This window comes from Methylobacillus sp. (genome assembly GCF_036844465.1).
In the GTDB taxonomy this organism is placed as follows: domain Bacteria; phylum Pseudomonadota; class Gammaproteobacteria; order Burkholderiales; family Methylophilaceae; genus Methylobacillus.
The window spans coordinates 207241-228164 of the sequence record NZ_DAIUFW010000002.1 but is presented as its reverse complement, the minus strand read 5'-3'; the positions used below and the strand labels follow the sequence as shown (position 1 = coordinate 228164).

General features: G+C 54.3%; 19 protein-coding genes. 8 read left to right on the top strand and 11 right to left on the bottom strand.

From position 1 onward, the window contains the following. Nucleotides 1-66: 66 nt before the first annotated feature. The 5 genes from V7Z75_RS03445 to sugE are packed head-to-tail and all read left to right on the top strand — an operon-like array spanning nt 67 to nt 6301. Nucleotides 67-1521 (top strand): TolC family protein, encoded by a 1455-nt coding sequence (locus V7Z75_RS03445; RefSeq protein WP_334107215.1) that lies wholly within the window; start codon nt 67-69, stop codon nt 1519-1521. Beyond that, the gene (locus V7Z75_RS03440) at nt 1518-2582 is read left to right on the top strand and encodes a hypothetical protein (RefSeq protein ID WP_334107214.1); all 1065 of its coding nucleotides are present in this window, start codon (nt 1518-1520) and stop codon (nt 2580-2582) included. The genes V7Z75_RS03445 and V7Z75_RS03440 overlap by 4 nt, the downstream gene beginning before the upstream one ends. Before the next feature lie 11 nt (nt 2583-2593). Beyond that, nucleotides 2594-5737 carry an efflux RND transporter permease subunit gene (locus tag V7Z75_RS03435; RefSeq protein WP_334107213.1) on the top strand — a complete coding sequence of 1048 codons (3144 nt, stop codon included), beginning with the start codon at nt 2594-2596 and terminating at the stop codon, nt 5735-5737. A gap of 29 nt (nt 5738-5766) precedes the next feature. Then, complete coding sequence (locus tag V7Z75_RS03430) at nt 5767-5952, top strand: hypothetical protein (protein ID WP_334107212.1); 186 nt, start codon at nt 5767-5769, stop codon at nt 5950-5952. Nucleotides 5953-5983: 31 nt separating this feature from the next. Then, the gene (gene sugE, locus V7Z75_RS03425; RefSeq protein WP_334107211.1) at nt 5984-6301 is read left to right on the top strand and encodes a quaternary ammonium compound efflux SMR transporter SugE; all 318 of its coding nucleotides are present in this window, start codon (nt 5984-5986) and stop codon (nt 6299-6301) included. 215 nt (nt 6302-6516) lie between these two features. On the opposite strand, the gene V7Z75_RS03420 is transcribed toward sugE, so the two are convergent. After that, complete coding sequence (locus V7Z75_RS03420) at nt 6517-6711, bottom strand: PIN domain-containing protein (RefSeq protein WP_334107210.1); 195 nt, start codon at nt 6709-6711, stop codon at nt 6517-6519. A gap of 118 nt (nt 6712-6829) precedes the next feature. Between V7Z75_RS03420 and V7Z75_RS03415 the strand changes: the two genes are divergently transcribed. After that, a complete protein-coding gene (locus V7Z75_RS03415; RefSeq protein WP_334107209.1) occupies nt 6830-8008 on the top strand; it encodes a GGDEF domain-containing protein in 1179 nt (392 codons plus the stop codon). 31 nt (nt 8009-8039) lie between these two features. Here the strand turns inward: V7Z75_RS03415 and V7Z75_RS03410 are convergent, their stop codons facing one another. The 10 genes from V7Z75_RS03410 to htpG form a co-directional block, all read right to left on the bottom strand. Beyond that, the gene (locus V7Z75_RS03410; protein WP_334107208.1) at nt 8040-8450 is read right to left on the bottom strand and encodes a hypothetical protein; all 411 of its coding nucleotides are present in this window, start codon (nt 8448-8450) and stop codon (nt 8040-8042) included. Between the two features lie 178 nt (nt 8451-8628). Continuing rightward, the gene (locus tag V7Z75_RS03405) at nt 8629-8961 is read right to left on the bottom strand and encodes a DMT family transporter (protein ID WP_334107207.1); all 333 of its coding nucleotides are present in this window, start codon (nt 8959-8961) and stop codon (nt 8629-8631) included. Nucleotides 8962-9178: 217 nt separating this feature from the next. Continuing rightward, on the bottom strand, nt 9179-9859 hold the full coding sequence (locus tag V7Z75_RS03400) for a DUF4197 domain-containing protein (protein ID WP_334107206.1): 681 nt from the start codon (nt 9857-9859) through the stop codon (nt 9179-9181). Between the two features lie 71 nt (nt 9860-9930). After that, nucleotides 9931-12411 carry a glycogen/starch/alpha-glucan phosphorylase gene (locus V7Z75_RS03395; RefSeq protein ID WP_334107205.1) on the bottom strand — a complete coding sequence of 827 codons (2481 nt, stop codon included), beginning with the start codon at nt 12409-12411 and terminating at the stop codon, nt 9931-9933. Between the two features lie 320 nt (nt 12412-12731). Further along, entirely contained in the window at nt 12732-13157 is a 426-nt protein-coding gene (locus tag V7Z75_RS03390) for an ExbD/TolR family protein (protein WP_334107204.1), read from the bottom strand. Next, entirely contained in the window at nt 13154-13903 is a 750-nt protein-coding gene (locus V7Z75_RS03385) for a MotA/TolQ/ExbB proton channel family protein (RefSeq protein ID WP_334107203.1), read from the bottom strand. The genes V7Z75_RS03390 and V7Z75_RS03385 overlap by 4 nt, the downstream gene beginning before the upstream one ends. A 50-nt stretch (nt 13904-13953) precedes the next feature. Next, the gene (locus V7Z75_RS03380) at nt 13954-14802 is read right to left on the bottom strand and encodes an energy transducer TonB (RefSeq protein ID WP_334107202.1); all 849 of its coding nucleotides are present in this window, start codon (nt 14800-14802) and stop codon (nt 13954-13956) included. Continuing rightward, a complete protein-coding gene (locus tag V7Z75_RS03375) occupies nt 14792-15034 on the bottom strand; it encodes a hypothetical protein (RefSeq protein ID WP_334107201.1) in 243 nt (80 codons plus the stop codon). Before V7Z75_RS03375 ends, V7Z75_RS03380 begins: the two co-directional genes overlap by 11 nt. Before the next feature lie 220 nt (nt 15035-15254). After that, nucleotides 15255-15872, bottom strand: coding sequence for a 30S ribosomal protein S4 (gene rpsD / locus V7Z75_RS03370; protein ID WP_334107200.1), 618 nt, complete (start codon nt 15870-15872; stop codon nt 15255-15257). A gap of 259 nt (nt 15873-16131) precedes the next feature. Further along, nucleotides 16132-18018, bottom strand: coding sequence for a molecular chaperone HtpG (htpG, locus tag V7Z75_RS03365; protein WP_334107199.1), 1887 nt, complete (start codon nt 18016-18018; stop codon nt 16132-16134). A 189-nt stretch (nt 18019-18207) separates the two neighbouring features. On the opposite strand from htpG, the gene V7Z75_RS03360 reads away from it, so the two are divergent. Both V7Z75_RS03360 and V7Z75_RS03355 read left to right on the top strand, forming a co-directional pair. Beyond that, nucleotides 18208-20589, top strand: coding sequence for a TonB-dependent receptor (locus tag V7Z75_RS03360; RefSeq protein WP_334107198.1), 2382 nt, complete (start codon nt 18208-18210; stop codon nt 20587-20589). A gap of 54 nt (nt 20590-20643) precedes the next feature. Further along, on the top strand, nt 20644-20916 hold the full coding sequence (locus tag V7Z75_RS03355; protein ID WP_334107197.1) for a hypothetical protein: 273 nt from the start codon (nt 20644-20646) through the stop codon (nt 20914-20916). Nucleotides 20917-20924: the final 8 nt, after the last annotated feature.

Here is a 20924-nt window from a genome sequence, read left to right as displayed (position 1 = left end):
AACATTGCCGATTGCCTCCCCTCTTCTCACGCTGTACTATCGCGTTTGGAGTGAACAACAAGTGCGATGAAAACAATAAAATCATCATCGCCCGGATTAAAGACAACAACTATTATTCTGTGCAGCCTACTGGCCGCAGGATGCGGCTATCAGCAATACCAGGCGCATCCCCTGGCTGCAGAACAAGGCCAAGTCTCGTTCCGGGTACACGATATACAAGATAGCGGCTTTCTTGCCTACCTGCAGGAGTCTGGCTATGACCATGTGCCTGCGCAATGGGACTGGCAAGAGCTGTTGTTCTGTACGCTATATTTCCATCCCGATCTTGACGTGGCACGTGCCCAGCTCAGCCGCGCCACAGCAGCCATCACCACTGCGCAACAACGCCCCAATCCAGGCATTTCCACCGGAGCAGGCCATCGCAACGAGCCCGGTGCCACCGAAGTTTACAGCCTAGGATTCAACATCCCGATCGAAACCGCAGGCAAGCGCCAGGCAAGAATAGACATGGCCAGCCAGCTTTCCGAGAGCGCGCGCCTCAATATTGCCCAGACCGCCTGGAATCTGCGTCATCGTCTGCTTTCCAGCTGGATAGAGTTCAGCGCGGCTCATCAAGCTCTTTCCATGCTGGAGCAGGAATCGGCTTTGCGTGAAAAAATCGTTTCCATGCTGACCGAGCGTTTGCAGGCCGGGATGATTTCCAGCGTCGAGTTAAGCAATGCCCGCTTGCAATGGCAAAAGGTTCAGCAATCACTGGTGGAAGAGCGCGGCAAAATGGATGAACTAAAAGCCCAGCTCGCCAGCAACGCCGGACTCCCGCTGGATAAATTTGACCAGCTCAAGCTCAAACTAGCATCTGCAGACCAACTGTTTGTAGCTCAACATAATGTGGAACTGGCAAATCCGCTCAACCCGGCTGCGCAGGACGCCGCCCTGCTCAATCGTCTGGATATCCGGGCCGGCTTGGCCAGTTACGCAGCCAGCGAAGCGCGGCTACGGCTGGAAATTGCCCGGCAATATCCCGATATCAGCCTGGAACCTGCTTATAACTATGAAGAAGGATTCCATATTTGGTCGCTCGGCATCAGCAGCCTCTTGAGCGTGTTACATCGTAACCAGGGCCAGATTGCGGAAGCCAAGGCCTTGCGCGAAACCGAAGCTGCGCAATTTGAGGCCTTGCAAGCCAGAGTCATTGCCGCGATGGACAGCGCCCGAAGCCGCTACCACTCTGCCCTGCAAGCACTGGAACAGGCGCGCCTTCTACATGAAGCGCAGCTATCTCAAGCGCAGCAGGTCAACCTGCGTTTTGAACATGGCTTTGCCGACCGGCTGGAACTCGTCACTCATCAACTGGAAGGCGTGCTCGCCAAACAACGCCTGCTGGCGGCGGAATACCAGGTACAACGTGCCGCGGCTGCACTTGAAGACAGCATGCAATTGCCGCTGGAAAATCTTACCCCACTGCCAGCCGTCCCGCGCCAATCTCCCTCCCGCCAGACCTTGCAGGAAGCCACGCCATGAATAAAAAAGCCGCTGCCGTCATCATTGTCCAGGCATGCCTCATCGTGATCCTGCTCTGGCTGCTGGTGATATTCAGCAAAGATGAATTCGAGGCCTTCAATGAAGAGGAGGAAATTGAAAGCCCGCAACGCGTCCACACCGAATCTGGTATCAGCACCATTATCTTGAGCGCTGAAACCCAGCTACAAAGCGATATCCGTACTGAATCCCTGACCCAAACAAAATACCAGCCTTCATTGGAGGGCCTTGGGGCAGTGGTGAGCCTGGAAGGATTGCTAAACCTGCGCATGCAATACATGAATACCTTGGGCGAACTGGCGGCTGCCAAGGCTTCGCTGAACAACAGCCAGAATGATTATGAGCGCCTGGTATTGCTCAACCAGCATGACCGCAATGTCTCAGACAGGATGCTGATAGCCGCTGAAGCTCTCTATAAAGGCGACATCGCCAAGGTACAGTCTCATGAGGCCGCTCTGGACAACTTGCGCCACGCCGCCCTTCAGCAATGGGGCGAGCGCCTGGGGCTGGGTGCGCTGGAATCACAACCCGCGCCTGTCATCAAGGCATTGCTCGAATATAAACAGGTCTTGCTGCGCATCACCCTGCCTACGCAACAGACCCAACCTGCAGCAACCCTGCACGTCGCCCCCGTAGGCAGCGGACTCACGCCCATTGCCGCCCAACTGCTTGCTTCCTCGCCACAGGCAGACCCGCTGCTGCAAGGAAAAACCTATTTTTACACCGCCCCGGCAGAAAACCTGCGTGCTGGCATGCGCCTCAACACGCAATACCTGGATAGCGCCAACACGGCCAGCGGCGTCATCGTGCCTCACAATGCCGTGGTCTGGTATGGCGGCAAGGCTTGGGTATATCACAGATACGATATGGAAAAATTCGTCCGGGAACCCATTCATACTGATATGGAAAGCAACAACGGCTGGTTTATCCCGGAGAAGAATGCATCCGGACTCAAATCCGGAGATGCCATTGTCACCAATGGCGCGCAGCTCCTGCTCTCCGAAGAGCTTAAGTACCAGATCACCAACGAGAATGATGATTAGGAGCTGAAACCATGATGTCAGCCCTCATCCGCTTTTCCATCCGCCATAGCGGCGTGATGATGGCATTGGCTATCATGCTGGTGGTCTATGGCCTTTACCGCACAAGCCACAGCCATCTGGATGTGTTTCCCGAATTCGCCCCTACCCAGCTCGTCATCCAGACAGAGTCTCCCGGCCTGTCGGCCGAACTGGTCGAATCATTGGTCACCCAGCCGCTGGAAAACGGCATTGCTGGTACAGTCGGCATTGCCAGCATCCGCTCGCAATCCATCCCCGGCCTGTCCGTCATCACGGTGATTTTTGATGATTCCACCGATATCTACCGCAATCGCCAAGTGGTTGCCGAGCGGCTCGCCACACTCAATGGCATGCTGCCCAACGGCATTGTACCCAACATCACGCCGCTGACCTCCTCCGCCAGCACCGTGCTGGGCATCGGCCTGACCTCGGATGTCAGGAGCCTCAGCGAACTGCGCACCCTGGTGGACTGGACCATCAAGCCGCATCTGATGTCCGTGCAGGGCGTGGCTGACGTCAACGTATTCGGCGGCGAAGTGCGCCAGTTCCAGATCCAGGTTGATCCTGCCAAGTTGGTGCGTTACAACCTCTCGCTGCAGCAAGTCGCAGAGGCGGTCAGCCGCAATACCGCCATCCGCGGCGCGGGCTTCATCGAGAACAACAACCAGCGCATCATCATCAATACCGAAGGCCAGACGCTGACGCCGCAACAATTGGCGCGCACTACCCTGCTGCATGCCTCTGGCCAGACCTTGCGTATTGCCGATATCGGCACCGTGGCTGAAGGCGCCGCGCCTTCCATCAGCGCCGCCGCTATCAACGGCAAGACCGGCATCTATCTCTCGGTGCAATCGCAGCTAGGCGCCAATACCAAAAGCGTCACCGAGAATGTAGAAGCAGCACTGGTGGAACTGGCGCCTATATTGGACGCAAGAGAAGTCGTCCTGTATCCCCAGTTATTTCGTCCGGCCAATTTCATTGATGTCGCCATCAAGAGTGTGCAAACAGACATCCTCATCGGCTCTTTCCTCGTCATCGGCATCTTGTTCCTGTTCCTCTTCAACGCGCGCGCGGCCTTCATTTCCGCCACCGCCATTCCCTTATCGCTCCTGTCTGCTATTGTGGTCCTGCAATATTTCGGCACCGGCCTCAATATTATGGTGTTGGGGGGATTGGCCATCGCGCTCGGCGAAGTGGTGGACGACGCCATTATCGATTCGGAAAACATCTTTCGCCGCATTCGCGAAAATCGTCTGCTGCTCAACCCTGCCCCATTGCACCAGGTTGTCTTCCAGGCCTCCATGGAGGTGCGCAGTTCAGTAGTCTATGCCACCTTTATCGTCGCCCTGGTATTCCTGCCGCTGCTCACCATTGGCGGCGTCGCCGGCAAGCTGTTTGCCCCACTGGGTATAGCCTATATCGCCGCCATCATGGCTTCGCTGGTGATTGCTCTCACCATCACACCCGCGCTCTGTTTTCTGCTACTCGGCAACGCTAGCCACCTGAAAACGGAGGATTCTCCAGCCATTCGTCTCATCAAACGCCACTATGTGCGCGGCCTGCGTCATATCGAGCAGCATTACAAGATATTGGTCGGGGTGACCCTGATGCTGATTGCGCTCGGCCTGGGCACCCTGCCGCTATTCAAAACCCAGTTCATTCCCAACCTGCATGAAGGCCACTTCATCATGCACATGACTGCCGTACCCGGTACCTCGGAAAAGGAATCCCTGCGCATCGGCAAGAAAGTTACCGAAGTCCTCATGGGAATCGATGGCATACGCTCCGTAGCCCAGTGGGTAGGCCGCGCTCCCAATGGCGCCGATACTTTCGGCACGCATTACAGCGAATTCGAGATCGAGCTGGCACCCAGACTTTCTGGTCGGAAACAAGAGAGTATCCTGGAAGACATCCGCGAAAAACTCTCAGGCATGGATGATGATGGCCCTGGTTATCCCGGCTTTGTCGGCGTCAATTTCGCCATCAATACCTTCCTCACCGAGCGCATCGAGGAAACCATTTCGGGATATGCCGCTGCGCTCGTAGTCAATATCTTCGGACGCGATCTCGACAGCCTCAACCGCGATGCCGCCGCCATCGCCGCAGCCCTGGCCGATACGCCGGGCGCCACCGATGTCATGATCCAGTCCCCGCCCGGCACGCCACAACTGGTCATCCGGCTGCTGCCAGAAAAACTCCTGCAATTCGGCCTGCACCCCGCCGACGTGCTGGATACCGTGCGCATTGCCTATGAAAGCATGCCAGTCACCCAGGTCTATCACGGCAATCGCGTCATCGGTGTCACTGTCGTGCTTGATCCTAATGTCCGACAAAATATCCAGCAGGTCGGCAAGCTGCCGCTGCGCAACAATGAAGGCCGCATGCTTGAACTCAAGGACGTTGCCGATATCCGCCAGGAAAATGGCCAATCCAAAATCCTGCACCAAGGCGCCAAGCGCATCCAGACCGTCACCGCCAACGTCAAGGAAGGCGACATCCGCGCCTTCTATACGCAAGCGCGCCAGAAAATCAATAGCGAAGTCACCCTTTCCCCCGGCAACTATCTCGCCTTCACCGGCGAAGCACAAGCTGGTAGCGAAGCCAACCAGGAGCTGGCCATACATTCCATGCTCACCTTCGGTGGAGTATTTCTGCTGCTCTATATTGCGCTAGGCAACCTGCGCAACCTGCTGCTCACCCTTTTCAACCTGCCGTTCGCCCTGATCGGCGGTATCCTTGCCGTCATCTTGACAGGCGGTTGGATATCCATCGGCTCCATGGTCGGATTCGTCACCCTGTTCGGCATCACCCTGCGCAACTCCATCATGCTTATCTCGCATTACCAACACCTGATTGACCATGAAGGCCTGCAATGGAATCTGGAAACCGCCATCCGCGGCGCCTCTGAACGCCTGCCATCTATCCTTATGACCGCCCTTGTCACCGGCATCGGGCTCTTGCCGCTGGCGCTGGGCAGCGGCGAGCCAGGACGTGAAATAGAAGGCCCGATGGCCACCATCATCGTCGGCGGCTTGGTCACCTCCACCCTGCTCAATCTGCTCATCATGCCCGCCATCATGTTGCACCTGGGCCGTTTCGAGAAAAGCCCCGCGCCCATGCACAATCCGGTAGCGTGATGGCAAACACCCTCTGTAGAATAAGCGCCATGAAATCAGCATGGCGATGGATATTACTGGGAACATTGTGGACAGCTCCGCTGGCGGCAGCCCCTGCCTCCTGGTACTTATGGCAAAGCAGGCTGGACGGCAAGCTGGTCTGCCTGCAAATCTCTCCCGGTGATGGCTGGACGCTGGTCAAAGGCCCCTTCAAAGACAACAACTGCAGGCATTAGCGCTGCATATCAACACGGGATTCAATTCTTCATGGCTTGGTTCACACTCACCATCGCAGGTCTGCTCGAAGTCGTCTGGGCAATCGGCCTAAAATACAGCGAAGGCTTCACCCGCTTCTGGTCCAGCGTCGGCACCATTATCGCCATGGCATTGAGCGTGGTATTGCTCAGCATAGCCATGCGCGACCTGCCCATGGGCACCGCCTACGCCGTCTGGGTAGGCATAGGCGCAGTGGGCACCGTCATCTTGGGGATTTTCCTCTTCAACGAACCCACCTCCGCCCTGCGCATAATCAGCCTAACCCTCATCATCGCCGGTATTGTCGGCCTCAAGCTGGCATCCAGCTGACTACATGATACTTACTTTACTTGTCATCTCGGCCTTGAACCGGGATCTGGTGAATTAAGTGCCTGCGAAGTAACGCCTGTTAGTGATAAAGCCGTGTAACACTGCTTTATCCTCTCAGCCGCCGCCGTGGCCTTACCCTCTAGAATATTGACCGCTTTCAGCGCGTCATATGCTCGTAGACAATCTCACTGATCTACTGCATTCCTTTTACGCGCTCACCAGATCGTCCGCACATGAGGATAAGCGCGAATCTTGTCATCCGCTGTGATCAGTGGCGCGGCAAGCTTGCGGGCTGTTGCCACAATCATCCGTTCTGCCGAGTCTTTATGAAACTCGCCGGGCAATTCTGTACTTTTTACGGCGATCTCATTATCCACAGGCACAAAATTGATTGCTTCGATCTGCCCCACTACCGACAATCATTGGGATGTCTCCTCTGCAAGGTCAACTTAGCATTTGTCATTCAGGATTTTTCATGGATAAGCCGCTATAATCACCCACTCCTAACAGGCTTATTGGCCACAGATCATGCTGCAGCTTGACGTCAAAACCATTATTTTCCTGGTCGGACTCCTTGCCACAACCACCGGTGTTGTGTTGATGCTGCTTACCTTGACCGGACGTTTCGACCGCTGGCTAAAATATTGGGGAATCAGTAATTTATCCACGGGGGCTGGCATTCTGCTGCTGACTTTCCGCGATATCGTGCCTGATTTCTACAGTGTCGTGGTTGCCAATATGCTAGTCATTTTCGGCTATTTTCTCCTGATGGCCACCACCCGCCGCATGCATCACCGCTCTCTGCGCTGGCGGATGCATTTCCTGTTTCTTGCCCTGTTGGCGGTGCTTTTCCTGTTCATGCAGGACGGCAGCCAATATTATGCTGATCGGGCTGCGCTCAGCGCGCTGGCGTGCGGTTATTACGCGCTGCATATTGCGAAGGTCACCATGATCATTGCGCGTAAAGAGGATATCAGCTCGGCTTATATCGTCACCGGCATCTTCACGCTGACAGCCATTGTATTTGGCATCCGTGTGCTGGCTGGCCTGACCAACCAACTGGGCGGAGATACCATTTTCGCACCCGGCGGCATCAATATGTGGATACTCCTGCTGGCAGCCGTGATGGGGCCATTATGGAATATGTCCATGCTGCTGATGATTATGGAACGCATCAACCGCAGCTGGATTGGCCGCGCCCTCCGTGATCCACTCACTTCCGCGCTCAATCGCGAAGGCCTCAAGGCCGCGGTGGAAAGCAATACCATGCGCCGCTATTCCGACACCCACCCCATCACTGCACTACTATTGGTGGATATTGACCATTTCAAGCAAGTGAATGACACGCTTGGACATGCCTTTGGCGACCACATCCTGCGCAGCTTTGCCAATATCGTTCATCATCAGTTGCGCAGTTCAGACTTGTTTGCGCGACACGGTGGTGATGAATTCGTGATTATCCTGCCCAACAGCAGCGAGAAAGAAGCCAGAGAAGTTGGCGAACGGTTACAGCGGGTATTTGCCCAGACATCAGAAAAATTGTTGAAGCCTCATGGTATTGTCGTCACGCTAAGCATCGGCATTGCTACCTCTCCCAGCAATGAGTTGGCCAAATCGCTGCAATTGCTCATGGAACGAGCCGATTCAGCGCTCTACCAATCCAAGTCCCATGGCCGTAACCGTATCACTTCGGTGCAACTGGCCTGACCCGCTCTTCTAGGCTTATTACACTACCCTGCTACACGCTCAGGGGTGCTAAACGCCATACCCATACCGCGACAGCAATCAAGCCGATCACCAGGCCCAACACTACCCTGCTTAGCTTGGCAACCTGCCTGCGATTACTTTCCACCCGCGCAATCAATTGCTCGTTCTGGTCGGCCAATGTCTTGATCAATTGCGACGATTCCACCATCTGCGTTTGCAGCCGGGCAATCTGCATTTCAAGCGATTGGATGCGCGCATCCCTCTCACTGGTGCTTTCCAGCTCGCTATAAGGTACGTCGTACACTTTCGGCTCTCGGTAATCCTGCTTGCCGGATACGCTCTGCCAAAGTTTCCTCGCGCCATCCGCAATGTCTGGCGCACGGCGTATCACCTCGCCCCAGGGTACATTCTTCAATACAACCGCCAGCCAGGGAGCTGCCATCACTTTTCCTTTCCATTCCGAATACTAATCCACAGATAGCTTCCATGATACAGCCAGGACAATATCCGGCACACTACATCTACATCATGCAGCGACATACTTGCGGGAAATATTGGATAGAAGTGGCAGAAACAAAAAGCCGAGCTTTCGCCCGACTTCGGCAGTAATCAGGTCAATATCAATCCGCCACGCTTTTGGATAACAAATTGATCACCAAAACACCCGCGATGATCAAGCCCATGCCCACCATCGCGGGAAAATCGAGCTTTTGCCCATAGATCACCAAGGCAATCAGCGACACCAGGATAATGCCCAACCCTGACCAGATAGCGTAAGCAATGCCGACCGGAATCACCTTCAATGCCAGCGAGAGAAAATAGAAGGCGACTACATAGCCAATCACCACGATGATGGAAGCGCCAAGCCTGGTAAATCCATCACAAGCTTTCAATGCTGATGTCGCCACCACTTCGCTGACAATGGCGATGGTCAGAAATAGCCAGTTCTGCATACTTTGCTCCTGTTTTTTATTGAGTTTTTACATCAACATTGAATTGCCCCTGTCAGCAAAGTAACAAATAAAGCATGGCGACGCACTACCTCCAAAGGATAAAAATCATCTACTACCATGGCGGTAAACAGGCAAGAAAAAGCCGGGGCAGGCTATGGTTCAATGGCCCCGGCTAAATAAGACGTTCCGGCAAACAATACCGGAGCGTGGCGTATGGCTATTTCATTGCGCCAAACACTTTTTTCAGCAAGCTGCTGGCTTGCCCCATGGGATCTTGGCGAATGGCTTTCTCCTCCTCCGCCATCATGAGATACACGCCATCCAGCGCCTTGTTCGTTACATATTGCTCAAGGTTTGCCTGATCCTTGCTGACCAGGCCGTATTTGCTGCCCATTTCCGCAAACTTGTTGTATTGCTGCGCCAGGTTGACGTTTTCCGTCGCCTTTTTCACGATAGGCAGGAATTTCTCCGCCATGGGGCCAGACGTGGTTTTACGGAAATACTGTGTGGCGGAATCCTGCCCGCCAGTGAGAATATCCTTGGCATCCTGCACGCTCATTTGCTTGACGGAATTGACCAGCAAGGCCTTGGCCTCTGGCACTGCGGCTTCTGCCGCCTGGTTCATCTTGAGCACCAGCTCGTCGGCCTGCTTGCCCATGCCAAACATGCGCATGGCTTTTTCAGCTTTTTGCATGGATTCAGGCAAGGGAATCTTGACCTTGGGGTTATTGAGATACCCGCCGGCTTGGCCTAGCTGGCTCACTGCATGCTCAGCGCCCTGCGTCAACGCTTGTTTGAGCCCCTGGCTGGCGTCGGCATTACTGAGGCTGCTTAAATCCAGCGCAGAAGCATGGCTGGAAAATAAGAGGATGGATAGGATTGTGACAAGGCGGCGCATGGCTCCTCCGGTAGATATTGAAGTAGGTTTATTCTACTCGTATTACCTGGCCATGCGCACAGCCTCTTTGATTACTCCTCCACAGGCTTGACGTGCCAGATCTTCTTGACGTATTCGCCTATGGTGCGGTCACTGGAGAATTTACCGATACGCGCCACGTTGAGAATGGCGCGGCGGCTCCACTCCTCTTCATTCCTGAAGAGTTTTCCTACTATATCCTGGGTTTCAATATAGCTCGCATAATCTGCCAACAGCATGTATTGATCCCCCTTGTCGAGCAGGGCCTCGCCAATGGCGCGATAACGCTCAGGCTCGTCCACAGAGAAAAAGCCGTTGGTAATCATATCCAATGCCTGCTTCAACTCGGCATTACTGTTGTAGTAATCCCGTGGGTTGTAGTGGTTGGCTTTCAGCTCTGTCACTTGCTCGGTGGTCAAGCCGAAAATGAAGATATTCTCGGCCCCGACTTCTTCGCGGATTTCCACATTGGCTCCGTCCAGCGTGCCTATGGTCAACGCGCCGTTGAGCGCCATTTTCATGTTGCCGGTGCCGGAAGCTTCCGTGCCAGCAGTGGAAATCTGCTCGGATAGATCGCTGCCTGGAAACAACAACTCAGCCGCCGATACCTCATAGTTGGGATAGAACACCACCTTGAGCTTGTCGCCAATGGCGGGGTCTTCATTGACGATGGAAGCCACGTCATTGATCAGGCGGATGATCTGCTTGGCCAGCCAGTAGCCTGGCGCTGCCTTACCGCCGAAAATCATGACGCGCGGTGTCAAATCCCTGGCCTGGCCGCTACGAATGCGGTTGTACTGCGTCACGATATGCAGCACGTTCAGCAACTGGCGCTTGTATTCGTGGATACGCTTGATCTGAACATCGAACAAGGCGGCCGGGTTCAGCTTGATGCCGGTCAAATGCTCAATCCGGTTGGCAAGCCGCTCCTTGTTGGCATGCTTGATGTCGCGGAATGCCTTGCGGAAATCTGCATCATCCGCCAAAGGCTCCAATGCGCGTAACTTGCTTAGGTCATAATGGAAATCCCTGCCGATCACGCTTTCCAGCAGGCTGGTCAGGCCAGGGTTGCACTGGTTGAGCCAGCGGCGCGGCGTAATGCCATTGGTGATATTGATAAAACGCTTGGGGAAGATGCGGTTGAAATCCGCAAACAGGGTGCTACGCAACAATTCACTATGCAAGGCAGCCACCCCATTCACGGTATGGCTGCCCACGACGGCAAGGTGCGCCATGCGCACACGGCGGCCCTGGTCCTCATCAATAATGGAAACACGCTTGAGCAACTCGGTTTCTCCGGGGAACTTGTGGTTCACCATTTGCAGGAATTCAAAGTTGATGCGGTAGATAATGGCAAGATGGCGCGGCAACAACTTCTCGAACATTTCCACCGACCAGGTTTCCAGCGCCTCCGGCATCAAGGTATGGTTGGTATAGGCAAACACCTTGCCACTGATGACCCAGGCCTTGTTCCAAGCCAGATGGTGCACGTCCACCAATTGATACATCAGTTCGGCCACTGCAATCGCAGGGTGGGTATCGTTGAGCTGGATCGCCACTTTTTCCGGCAGCATGTTCCAGTCGTCATGCTTGGCGAGGAAGCGGCGGAGAATGTCCTGGATGGAGGCGGAAACAAAGAAATACTGTTGCTTCAGCCGCAGCTCGCGGCCCAGCATGGAGGTGTCGTTGGGATACAATACCTTGGAAATATTTTCATAGGCGTTGCGCTCCTCAACCGCTTTTTCGTAATTGCCGTCATTGAAATGCGCAAGGTCGAATTCACGTGTCGCCTTCGCCGACCACAGGCGCAGGGTATTCACGGTTTCCGTGTCATAGCCGGGCACCGGCATATCATAAGCAACTGCCAACACGGTTTCGGCATCCACCCAATGCGACTCCGTGCCTTTCGCAGTCGGAAATTCAATCACGCGGCCATAGAAACGAATGGGATACTGACTTTCAGGACGCTGGAATTCCCAGAGATTGCCGTATCGCAGCCAGTTATCAGGATTTTCCACCTGCTGCCCCTGGCTGATGGATTGGCGGAACATACCGTATTCATAGCGAATGCCATAACCTGCCCCTGGAATATCCATACTTGCCATGGAATCCAGGAAACATGCTGCCAGCCGCCCAAGGCCACCGTTGCCCAATGCAGCATCATTTTCCAGCTCCACTACATCTTCCAGCTTGTGGCCCAGGCTCTTCAGGCCTTCTTTTATCTCTCCCTCAATACCCAGGTTCAGCGCCGCGTTCTGCAACATACGTCCGATCAGGAACTCCAGTGAAAGGTAATACACCCGCTTGGGATCTTTCGCATTATAGGATTCGGCCGTCTTGACCCAACGCTCAACCACATGGTCGCGCACGGTATATCCAGTCGCCACGTACCAATCGCGCGGCGTGGATGCTTCTGTGGTCTTGAACGCAGAGAAAATCAGGTGATTCTGCAATGCCTGGGAAATTGTGGTTTTTTCAGTGGTAATCGCAGGTGTGGAAGGCTGAAGATTTTTTGGTTCTTTTGCGGCAGTCATGGATGTCTTTCCAGATGAGTTTACAAAATATCACCTGCTGGTCTGCATATAGCAACTGATCATGGACAGCTGACACACGCTTCTGAAGCGGCCTGACTTTATTAACCTTAATATTGACTTCAGTCGGCAGTAATCAGGCCTACTTCAGGAATGAACTCATGCGTAGAAATGCGTTCAACGCGATGATAACAAGTGAAACTTTTGACAAGACTACAATAGTAAAAAAAGTTTGAACAGCCTCAACATACAACCTTACCGCTGCGCCATTAAAGAAAAAGCCGGGAATTCCCGGCTTTTTTATCATTTACTTGAAAATTAGCTTATTTTGGCGAAGGATCACTGACAAATCCCAATTTCTGCACACCAGCATTCTGTGCATGCGCCATCACATCAGCCAATATTTGGTAGCGTGTATCCTTGTCTGCACGGATATGCAGCTCTGGTTGGGGTTCCTTGCTGGCCACTTCGTTCAGTTTCATGCCCATCTCGTCCAAAGTCACGATCTGGTCATTCCAATACATAACGCCAGCACCATCAATCGCCACATCAATAATATCCGGCTTTTCCGGAGAAGGCTGGCTGGTAGCCTGTGGCAGGTCAATCTTTACTGCATGAGTCAGCAAGGGTGCGGTAATAATGAAAATCACCAGCAACACCAGCATCACATCCACGAGCGGCGTGGTATTGATTTCGGACATGGGGCGGCTATTGCTCTCCCCGCCACCAATCCCGCCTCCAGCCATCATGCCGTCACCTCTTTCAGCTTGGCGCCAGTACGCACAGCCGCTGCGCCAGGCGTCGTCTTGCTGCTGGGATTCAACGGCGCGCCGGTTGTCAGCAGGATATGCAGGTCATTAGCAAATGCTTCCACTTCGCCCAGGATCAAACGATTACGGCGCACCAGCGCGTTATAGGCCAATACCGCAGGAATCGCCACAGCCAGGCCCAATGCTGTCATGATCAATGCTTCACCCACTGGGCCTGCCACCTTGTCCAAGGTCGCCTGGCCGCTTTGACTGATACTCGCCAAGGCGTGGTAAATCCCCCACACCGTGCCGAACAAGCCGACAAAAGGCGCCACGCTGCCAACCGAGGCCAGTGTGGTCAGGCCATAATCCAAGCGCTCGCTTTCCATCGATATCTGGCGGCGCATGGCGCGGGCGATGAATTCATCCTTGTTGCAGGCATCCTCGACATGATTGGCTACATGCATATGGTGGTGCTCAGCGGCATCCACAGCCTGGTTGGCAATGCGCGAGACAATCGTCTCACCGTTATGGTGGCGCAAGCCTGCTTCTATGGAAGGCGCTTGCCAGAAATAGTTGCTGTATTCACGGTTGGCGCTGCGCAGGGTCAAGGCCTGATAAAACTTGATGACCATGAGATACCAGCTTGCCACCGACATGAAGACAAGCACGACTGCCACCAGGATAGAAACCGGCCCGCCATCCAGAATGAAATCCAGGCTGTTAAATTCGTATGCATTTTCCATATTGCATTGATCCTAATTTAGTAAAGAGTATGGCTGATTTTGTTGAATTTTTAATCTGAAAGACTAAACCTGAACGGCGCGATCACGGTCACCCTCATTGGTTTGTTATCACGCATGTAGGGGTTGAAACGACATTTCTTTGCCGCCTCCAGAGCAGCCTTATCCAGCCGGTCAAAACCGCTGCTTTTCTCAAGCTGGATTGTTTCCGGCATCCCTGTCTCAGAAACATTAATACGTAGCAAGGCAACTCCCTGCTCGCCCAATCTTTTGGACATGGCAGGATAGGTTGGCATCTCTTGATGCCTATAGGACACGCCACTGATCGGCACTTCCAGGATAGCCTGCTCTTTGGGTTCCGGGCGAGGTGCTGGCGCGACCTTCTCCGCCTCTACCGGCGCACCCTGTACTGGTGCTTGCGCGGGAACTTGCGGGGCGGCTTGCGATGGTTGTAGTTCAATCTCTGCTTCCACCGTTTCCTCCACAACAGGCTCCACCGGCTTTGGCGCTTCTATCGGTACCGGTTTATCCACTACCTTGGGTACTGGTTTGGGCTTTGGTTTGGGCTTTGGTTGAGGCTTGGGCTCAGGCGGTTTCGGCTGTGGCGGCGGCTCTACAATGGGCACTTCCGGCACAGGCTCTGGGCTTTTTACCAAGCTCACCATGATCGGCGGAGCGGCTTCCTTCTCTGGCGGGATTTCCCTGGTAGAAGCTACAACCAGGAAAGCAAACACCACGCCATGGATAGCGATAGTCGTTACCAAGCCCTTGATGGAAAAATCCTGCTTCCCCGGTTCACGCGAAATCCGCTTGGGGACTAAACTGCGAGTTGATTGATGAATCAATGGCGCCTCAACAAATTGCTCTGTTGCAAGGCGTGCTAGTGAAAACTCAATGGACATTATTGGTGCTGGTTGTCAATTGATGATGGGATTGATTGGCGCTGTATATTGCCAGCCGCGCCGCGGCTTCCTGAATCATTTCGGCCACTGAATGAAACGCATGATTTTCCAGGCGCAAACTCATCGCGCCTATCTCAATCTCTGCAACATTGCATTTCTCGCAGTACACAACCCTGCACCCTTCACCCCCAGCAAGCACTACACGCTTACAATCATTTACTGTTTTCATCATCTCGCTCTATTCGAGGTTGGAGTAACGATGCAAGGCCACCCCTGCACAAGAGCGAAAAATGATAACTATTCTCATATATACCGTCAAGAATAATTCGCATTCTAGCAGCTAATTGCACCCTATTTTCATTATTTTTCACTCTCTGCCTGCTTGAATCAGATTAACAACAAAAATAAAAAAGGCCGCAAATGCGGCCTTTTCTGCTGAATTCCCGGGGGAATTACAGGCGGTTGGCGTAGTATTCAACCACTTGTTGCACATCAATTGGGAATGGTACGTCTTCAGCTGCAGGCAAGTGAGCCACCTTGGCTTGCTGAGGCTGTTCAGCCCAGGACAGCCACTCAGGGCGAACCAGCGGCATGTTGGCCAAAGTTTCCACAACGATAGGGAGCTTGGTGCTACTGGACTTCAGGGAAATCTCATCACCCACGCGCAGGCGGATGGATGGAATGTTCACAGACTTACCGTTCAGCAATACGTGACGGTGGGAAACCAGTTGGCGAGCAGCAGCAATCGTCGGTGCGAAACCAGCGCGGAATACGACGTTGTCCAGGCGGCGCTCCAGGAGTTGCAGCAATGTTTCGCCGGTAGGAGACTTGCCCTTACGCGCATCCACCATCAGGCGGCGCAGTTGCTTTTCGGACAGACCGTAGTTGAAGCGCAGTTTTTGCTTTTCTTGCAGCTTGACGCCAAAGTCAGACTTCTTGCGGCGTGTGTTCTTGGCGCCATGTTGGCCAGGAGGGGTTGGGCGAGCCTCAATGCTCTTGCGGGACAAGCCAGGCAGATCAATACCAAGTGCGCGCATTACTTTAAGACGTGGGCCGGTGAATCTAGACATTCTTTAAACTCCTTCAATAGTTGGATTGATCAGGCTGACCTGACACATAGCTTCCTGCATCCCGGCAATCAATTCGGGATGGATAGCTCGACGCTATCACCACACCACAAGGCATGGCATACCTGCAATTACAAACTTCGCGCATTGCCCATGGCTTTACACGAAGCGGCGGATTATACAATAAAAAACCGTCATTGACCAAACATCAATGACGGTTCCGAGTAACTGCCACTTTACCCAAGAACAGCTAACCAAACACTCAAGCAAGCATGGCGTTCACGCGGCGCACAAAGGCAGCCGGGTCTTCCAGTTGCCCGCCCTCGGCCAGTAATGCCTGGTCAAACAGAAGATGCGCCCAGTCGGCAAACTTCGCTTCATCTTCCACCGCCTTCAAGCGCTGCACGATACTGTGGTCTGGGTTGATCTCCAGTGTCGGCTTGTTGTCAGGGGTTTTCTGACCCGCCGCCTTGAGCAAGCGCTCCAGGTTACCCGAGAGGTCATGCTCGCCTGCCACCAGGCAGGCTGGTGAATCGGTAAGGCGGTGCGTTACACGCACTTCCTTCACACTGTCACCCAAGGTAGTTTGAATACGCTCAACCAGGGATTTGTATTCGTCCTCGGTTTTCTTCTGCTGCTCTTTTTCCGCTTCGTCTTCCAGCTTGCCCAGGTCGAGGTCGCCCTTGGCCACGGATTGCAGCTTCTTGCCGTCGAACTCGGTCAGGCTGCTCAGCATCCACTCGTCCACACGGTCGGATAGCAGCAGCACCTCGATGCCCTTCTTGCGGAAGATTTCCAGGTGCGGGCTATGCTGCGCTGCGGCAAAGGTATCAGCGGTAATATAGTAAATCGCTTCCTGACCTTCCTTCATGCGGCTGATGTAATCCTTGAAGGACACTACCTGCTCAGCATTATCAGCATGTGTACTGGCAAAACGCAGCAGGCTGGCGATTCGTTCCTTGTTGGCAAAATCCTCGCCCGGGCCTTCCTTGAGCACACGGCCAAATTCGTTCCAGAAACCGGCATATTCCTCTGACTTGTTCTCGGCCAGGTCTTCCAGCATACCCAAGACCCGCTTCACGGAACCGGTCTTGATCGCGTCGATATCCTTGGAATGCTGGAGGATTTCGCGCGATACGTTCAATGGCAGGTCGGCGCTGTCGATCACGCCACGCACGAAGCGCAGGTATTGCGGCATGAGCTGTTCGGCGTCATCCATGATGAAGACGCGTTTCACATAGAGTTTGATGCCATGCTGGCGGTCGCGGTCATAGAGGTCGAACGGCGCCTTGGCGGGGATATAGAGCAGGGAAATATATTCCTGCTTGCCTTCCACACGGTTATGGCTCCAGGTCAGCGGGTTCTCGAAATCATGAGAAACGTGCTTGTAGAACTCCTGGTATTCCTCTTCTGTGATGTCGTTCTTGCTGCGCGCCCACAATGCAGATGCGCGGTTGACGGTCTCGTCCTCATCCGTCGGCACCTGCTCGCCATCCTTCCATTCGGATTTCTTCATGACGATGGGCAGGGTGATATGGTCGGAATACTTGCGGATGATGGACTTGAGCTTCCAGTCGTTGAGGAATTCATCCTCGCCCTCGCGCAGGTGCAGGATGATATCCGTGCCACGGCTTGCCTTCTCGGCAGGCTCCAGCGTGTAATCTCCTTCGCCGGTGGATTCCCAGCGTACCGCTTCGCTGCTGCCCGCACGGCGGGTAATCAATGTCACCCTGTCTGCAATGATGAAGGCGGAATAGAAACCGACGCCAAACTGGCCAATCAGGTTGGCATCCTTGGCCTGGTCGCCGGTCAATGACTGGAAAAATTCCTTGGTGCCGGACTTGGCAATGGTACCAATATGGTTGATCACCTCTTCGCGGCTCATGCCGATGCCATTATCGGAAATGGTGACGGTGCGGGCTTCCTTGTCGAAACTGACGCGGATCTTCAGTTCGCTGTCGTTTTCATACAGGCTGTTATTCGCCAACGCCTCAAAGCGCAGTTTGTCGGAAGCGTCGCTGGCGTTGGAAATCAGCTCGCGCAGCACAATTTCCTTGTTGCTGTAGAGCGAGTGGATCATCAGTTGCAAAAGCTGTTTGACTTCGGCCTGGAAGCCCAGGGTTTCCTTGTGTAGCGTCTCTGAGGACATCTTGCTGACTCCGGTATGAGGTTAAATAACAATGACCGCTATATGGTGCCAGGGATGCAAATTTCAAGCGCTTCACCTGCATAGACATTATTTGGGGATAAAATACGTAAAAAAATCACCCACAATAGATTGTGCGGCGGCATCCAGAAAAAGACTAATATTTTGCCGTTGCCTACGGGAATTCCAATCTTGAAGCGCCTTACCCTCAATATCAGCCTGTCTTTTCTCGCTATGTCCGGCCTCAGCCATGCCGATGAGCCATCTGCCCCGCAGGAAAAGCAGATGCAGGAGCTGGAAATCACCAGCGTCACGGCCAGGCGCAGATTGGAAAAAGAACAGGATGTTTCCGCCAGCATATCGGTGATCAAGGGAGAACAACTCGAAGCCAGCAGGATTTACCAGGTGCAGGACCTCCCGCAGCTCATGCCCAACCTCACGGCGCAATTCCTGCAGCCACGCCAATCCAGCATCGCCATTCGCGGCATAGGCAACAACCCGGCCAACGAGGGGTTGGAAGGCAGTGCTGGCCTGTATATCGACAATGTGTTTCTTGGCCGTCCTGGCCTGGCGGTATTCGACCTGTTGGATATAGAACAACTCGACCTGCTGAGAGGCCCCCAGGGCACCCTGTTCGGCAAGAACACCACGGCGGGCGTGCTCAACATTACTACCCGAAAACCGGTTTTCAAGGATGAAGCCAGCGCGGAAATCAGCTTCGGCGCGCGTGACTATGCGCAATACAAGGCCATGCTGAACCAGGCCATCAACGATGCAGCCGCCTTTCGCATTGCCGCCTACAAGACCCATGACGATGGCTGGGTGAAGAACACTTATGACGGCAAACACTTGAACGAAATCAACCGGACAGGCGTGCGAGGCCAGATGCTGCTCAAGCCCAGCGAAAATTTCAGCGTACGGCTGATCGCCGAGCATCACGAGGAGGATTCCAGCACTGGCAGCCTGGTGCCTTATCGTTATGGGCCGTGGACGCCAAACGCCTATATTCCGCTGGCAACATTCCCGTTTATCGCTGAGAACCCTGCTGCCTATCTGCCCGCAGGCACGCCGGGCTCCAACGCTACCGATGCCCTTACCCATGCCAATAGCCTTGGAGCCAGTAACCGTAACTACAACCCCAAGGATTACAAGGTCACGCTGAACAGTAGGCAGCGCGTGCATACCCAACAGGATGCCCTATCGGCCGAAGCCAACTGGGATCTGAATGGTTATACCCTCACCTCGATCACAGCCTGGCGCCATTGGGAATTCAAGCCGCACAATGACATGGATCGCACGGACTTGAATGCCATCACCGGCGGGGCCAATGTCACGCATAAGCAGTATTCGCAGGAGATCAGGCTGGCATCGCCCTTGAGCGACCGGTTCGATTACGTAGTCGGCGCTTATTATTACTATCAGGATGTCGGCAACCATGAAACCTACGTGACGGGTCCGGATGCATTCTTGCTCAGCACGATTTATCCTAATAACTCCAGCCTGGCAGGGCGCGGCTACGCCAAGACCAGCAGCTATGCCCTGTTTGGCCAGGGCAGCCTGCACCTCACCGACCGTCTGGATCTGACAGCGGGACTGCGCTACACCCTGGAAAAGAAGCAGGCACGCGTGGTTCAGGACCAAATCATCCCGGCACTGCCTATCCCCAACCCGCTGCTATCGTTCTACGACACCGGGGTTCAACGCAAAACTGATGAAAGCATTTCCACCCTGCTCACTGCGAGTTACCGGATTACAGAAAATGTGCTGGGCTATGCGACATTCGCCTCCAGCGAGAAATCCGGCGGATTCAATATCAATGGTATCGCCTCGCCCGGCGCCGTGCTGGGAACGGATGCCCTGGATATCGCTCCGGAAAAAGCCAGAAACCTGGAATTCGGCATCAAGTCCAGTTGGCTGGATCAGCGCCTGGTCGCCAACACCAGCCTGTTCCTCACCAAGGTCGAGGATTACCAGGCCGCCACCAACACCGCCATCCAGAACACCTACACCGGCCTGCTCACCAATGTTGGCGACATCACCAGCAAGGGCGTGGAACTGGATATCCGCGGCCAGGTGAATTCCCACCTGCAATTGAACTTCAGCGGTGCCTATACCGATGCGCGTTTTGACCGCGGCACGGCCCCCACGCCTGCCGAAGAGTTCAACGGGCCGGGCGGCACCATAGACAGCGGTTATGGCAAGGGCGTACGCAGCATTGCCGGCAACCACGTCAACGGCGCGGCACGTTGGGCTTTCGCTACCGGCGCGCTATTGCGCTGGAATCCGGCGGACAATGTGGAGCATTACACCTCGATGCAATACAACTGGCGTTCGGAGACCTATGCCGATATCAATAACTCCAGCTATTCGAAAATTGCCGGCTACGGCATCCTCAACCTTAGCAGCGGCTTACGCATGCAGCATGGCCGCCATCAGTGGGATATATCGCTCTGGGCGCGCAACGTGCTGGACAAGCGTTACTTCCTCGGGCTTTCCAATACCGGCAGCAATGCCTACGCGGCTTCCGCCGGCCAGCCCCGCACCGTGGGCGTCTCGCTGCGGTACGATTTTTAAGTGACTGGCTTTTCACTGGAAAACTTGATTAGTTGAAACTGAAAGGAGACTGCAATGGCAACAATCGTGGTCAACAAGCTGGCTGAGCAATTGTTTGAAGTGCAGATTGAAGCAGCCTCATCCACCGTGCACCGGGTAACCGTCACGCCGGAATATGCTCACCATCTTAGCCAGGGGCAGTTTGACGCCCAGGAGCTGGTGCGGCGCTCCTTTGAATTTCTCCTGCTGCGGGAACCCAACACCAGTATCCTGCGCAGCTTCGATCTTTCGGTGATTTCGCGCTATTTTCCCGAATTCGAGCGCGCGATCGCCCAATCAGCAAAATAGCTCTGGAT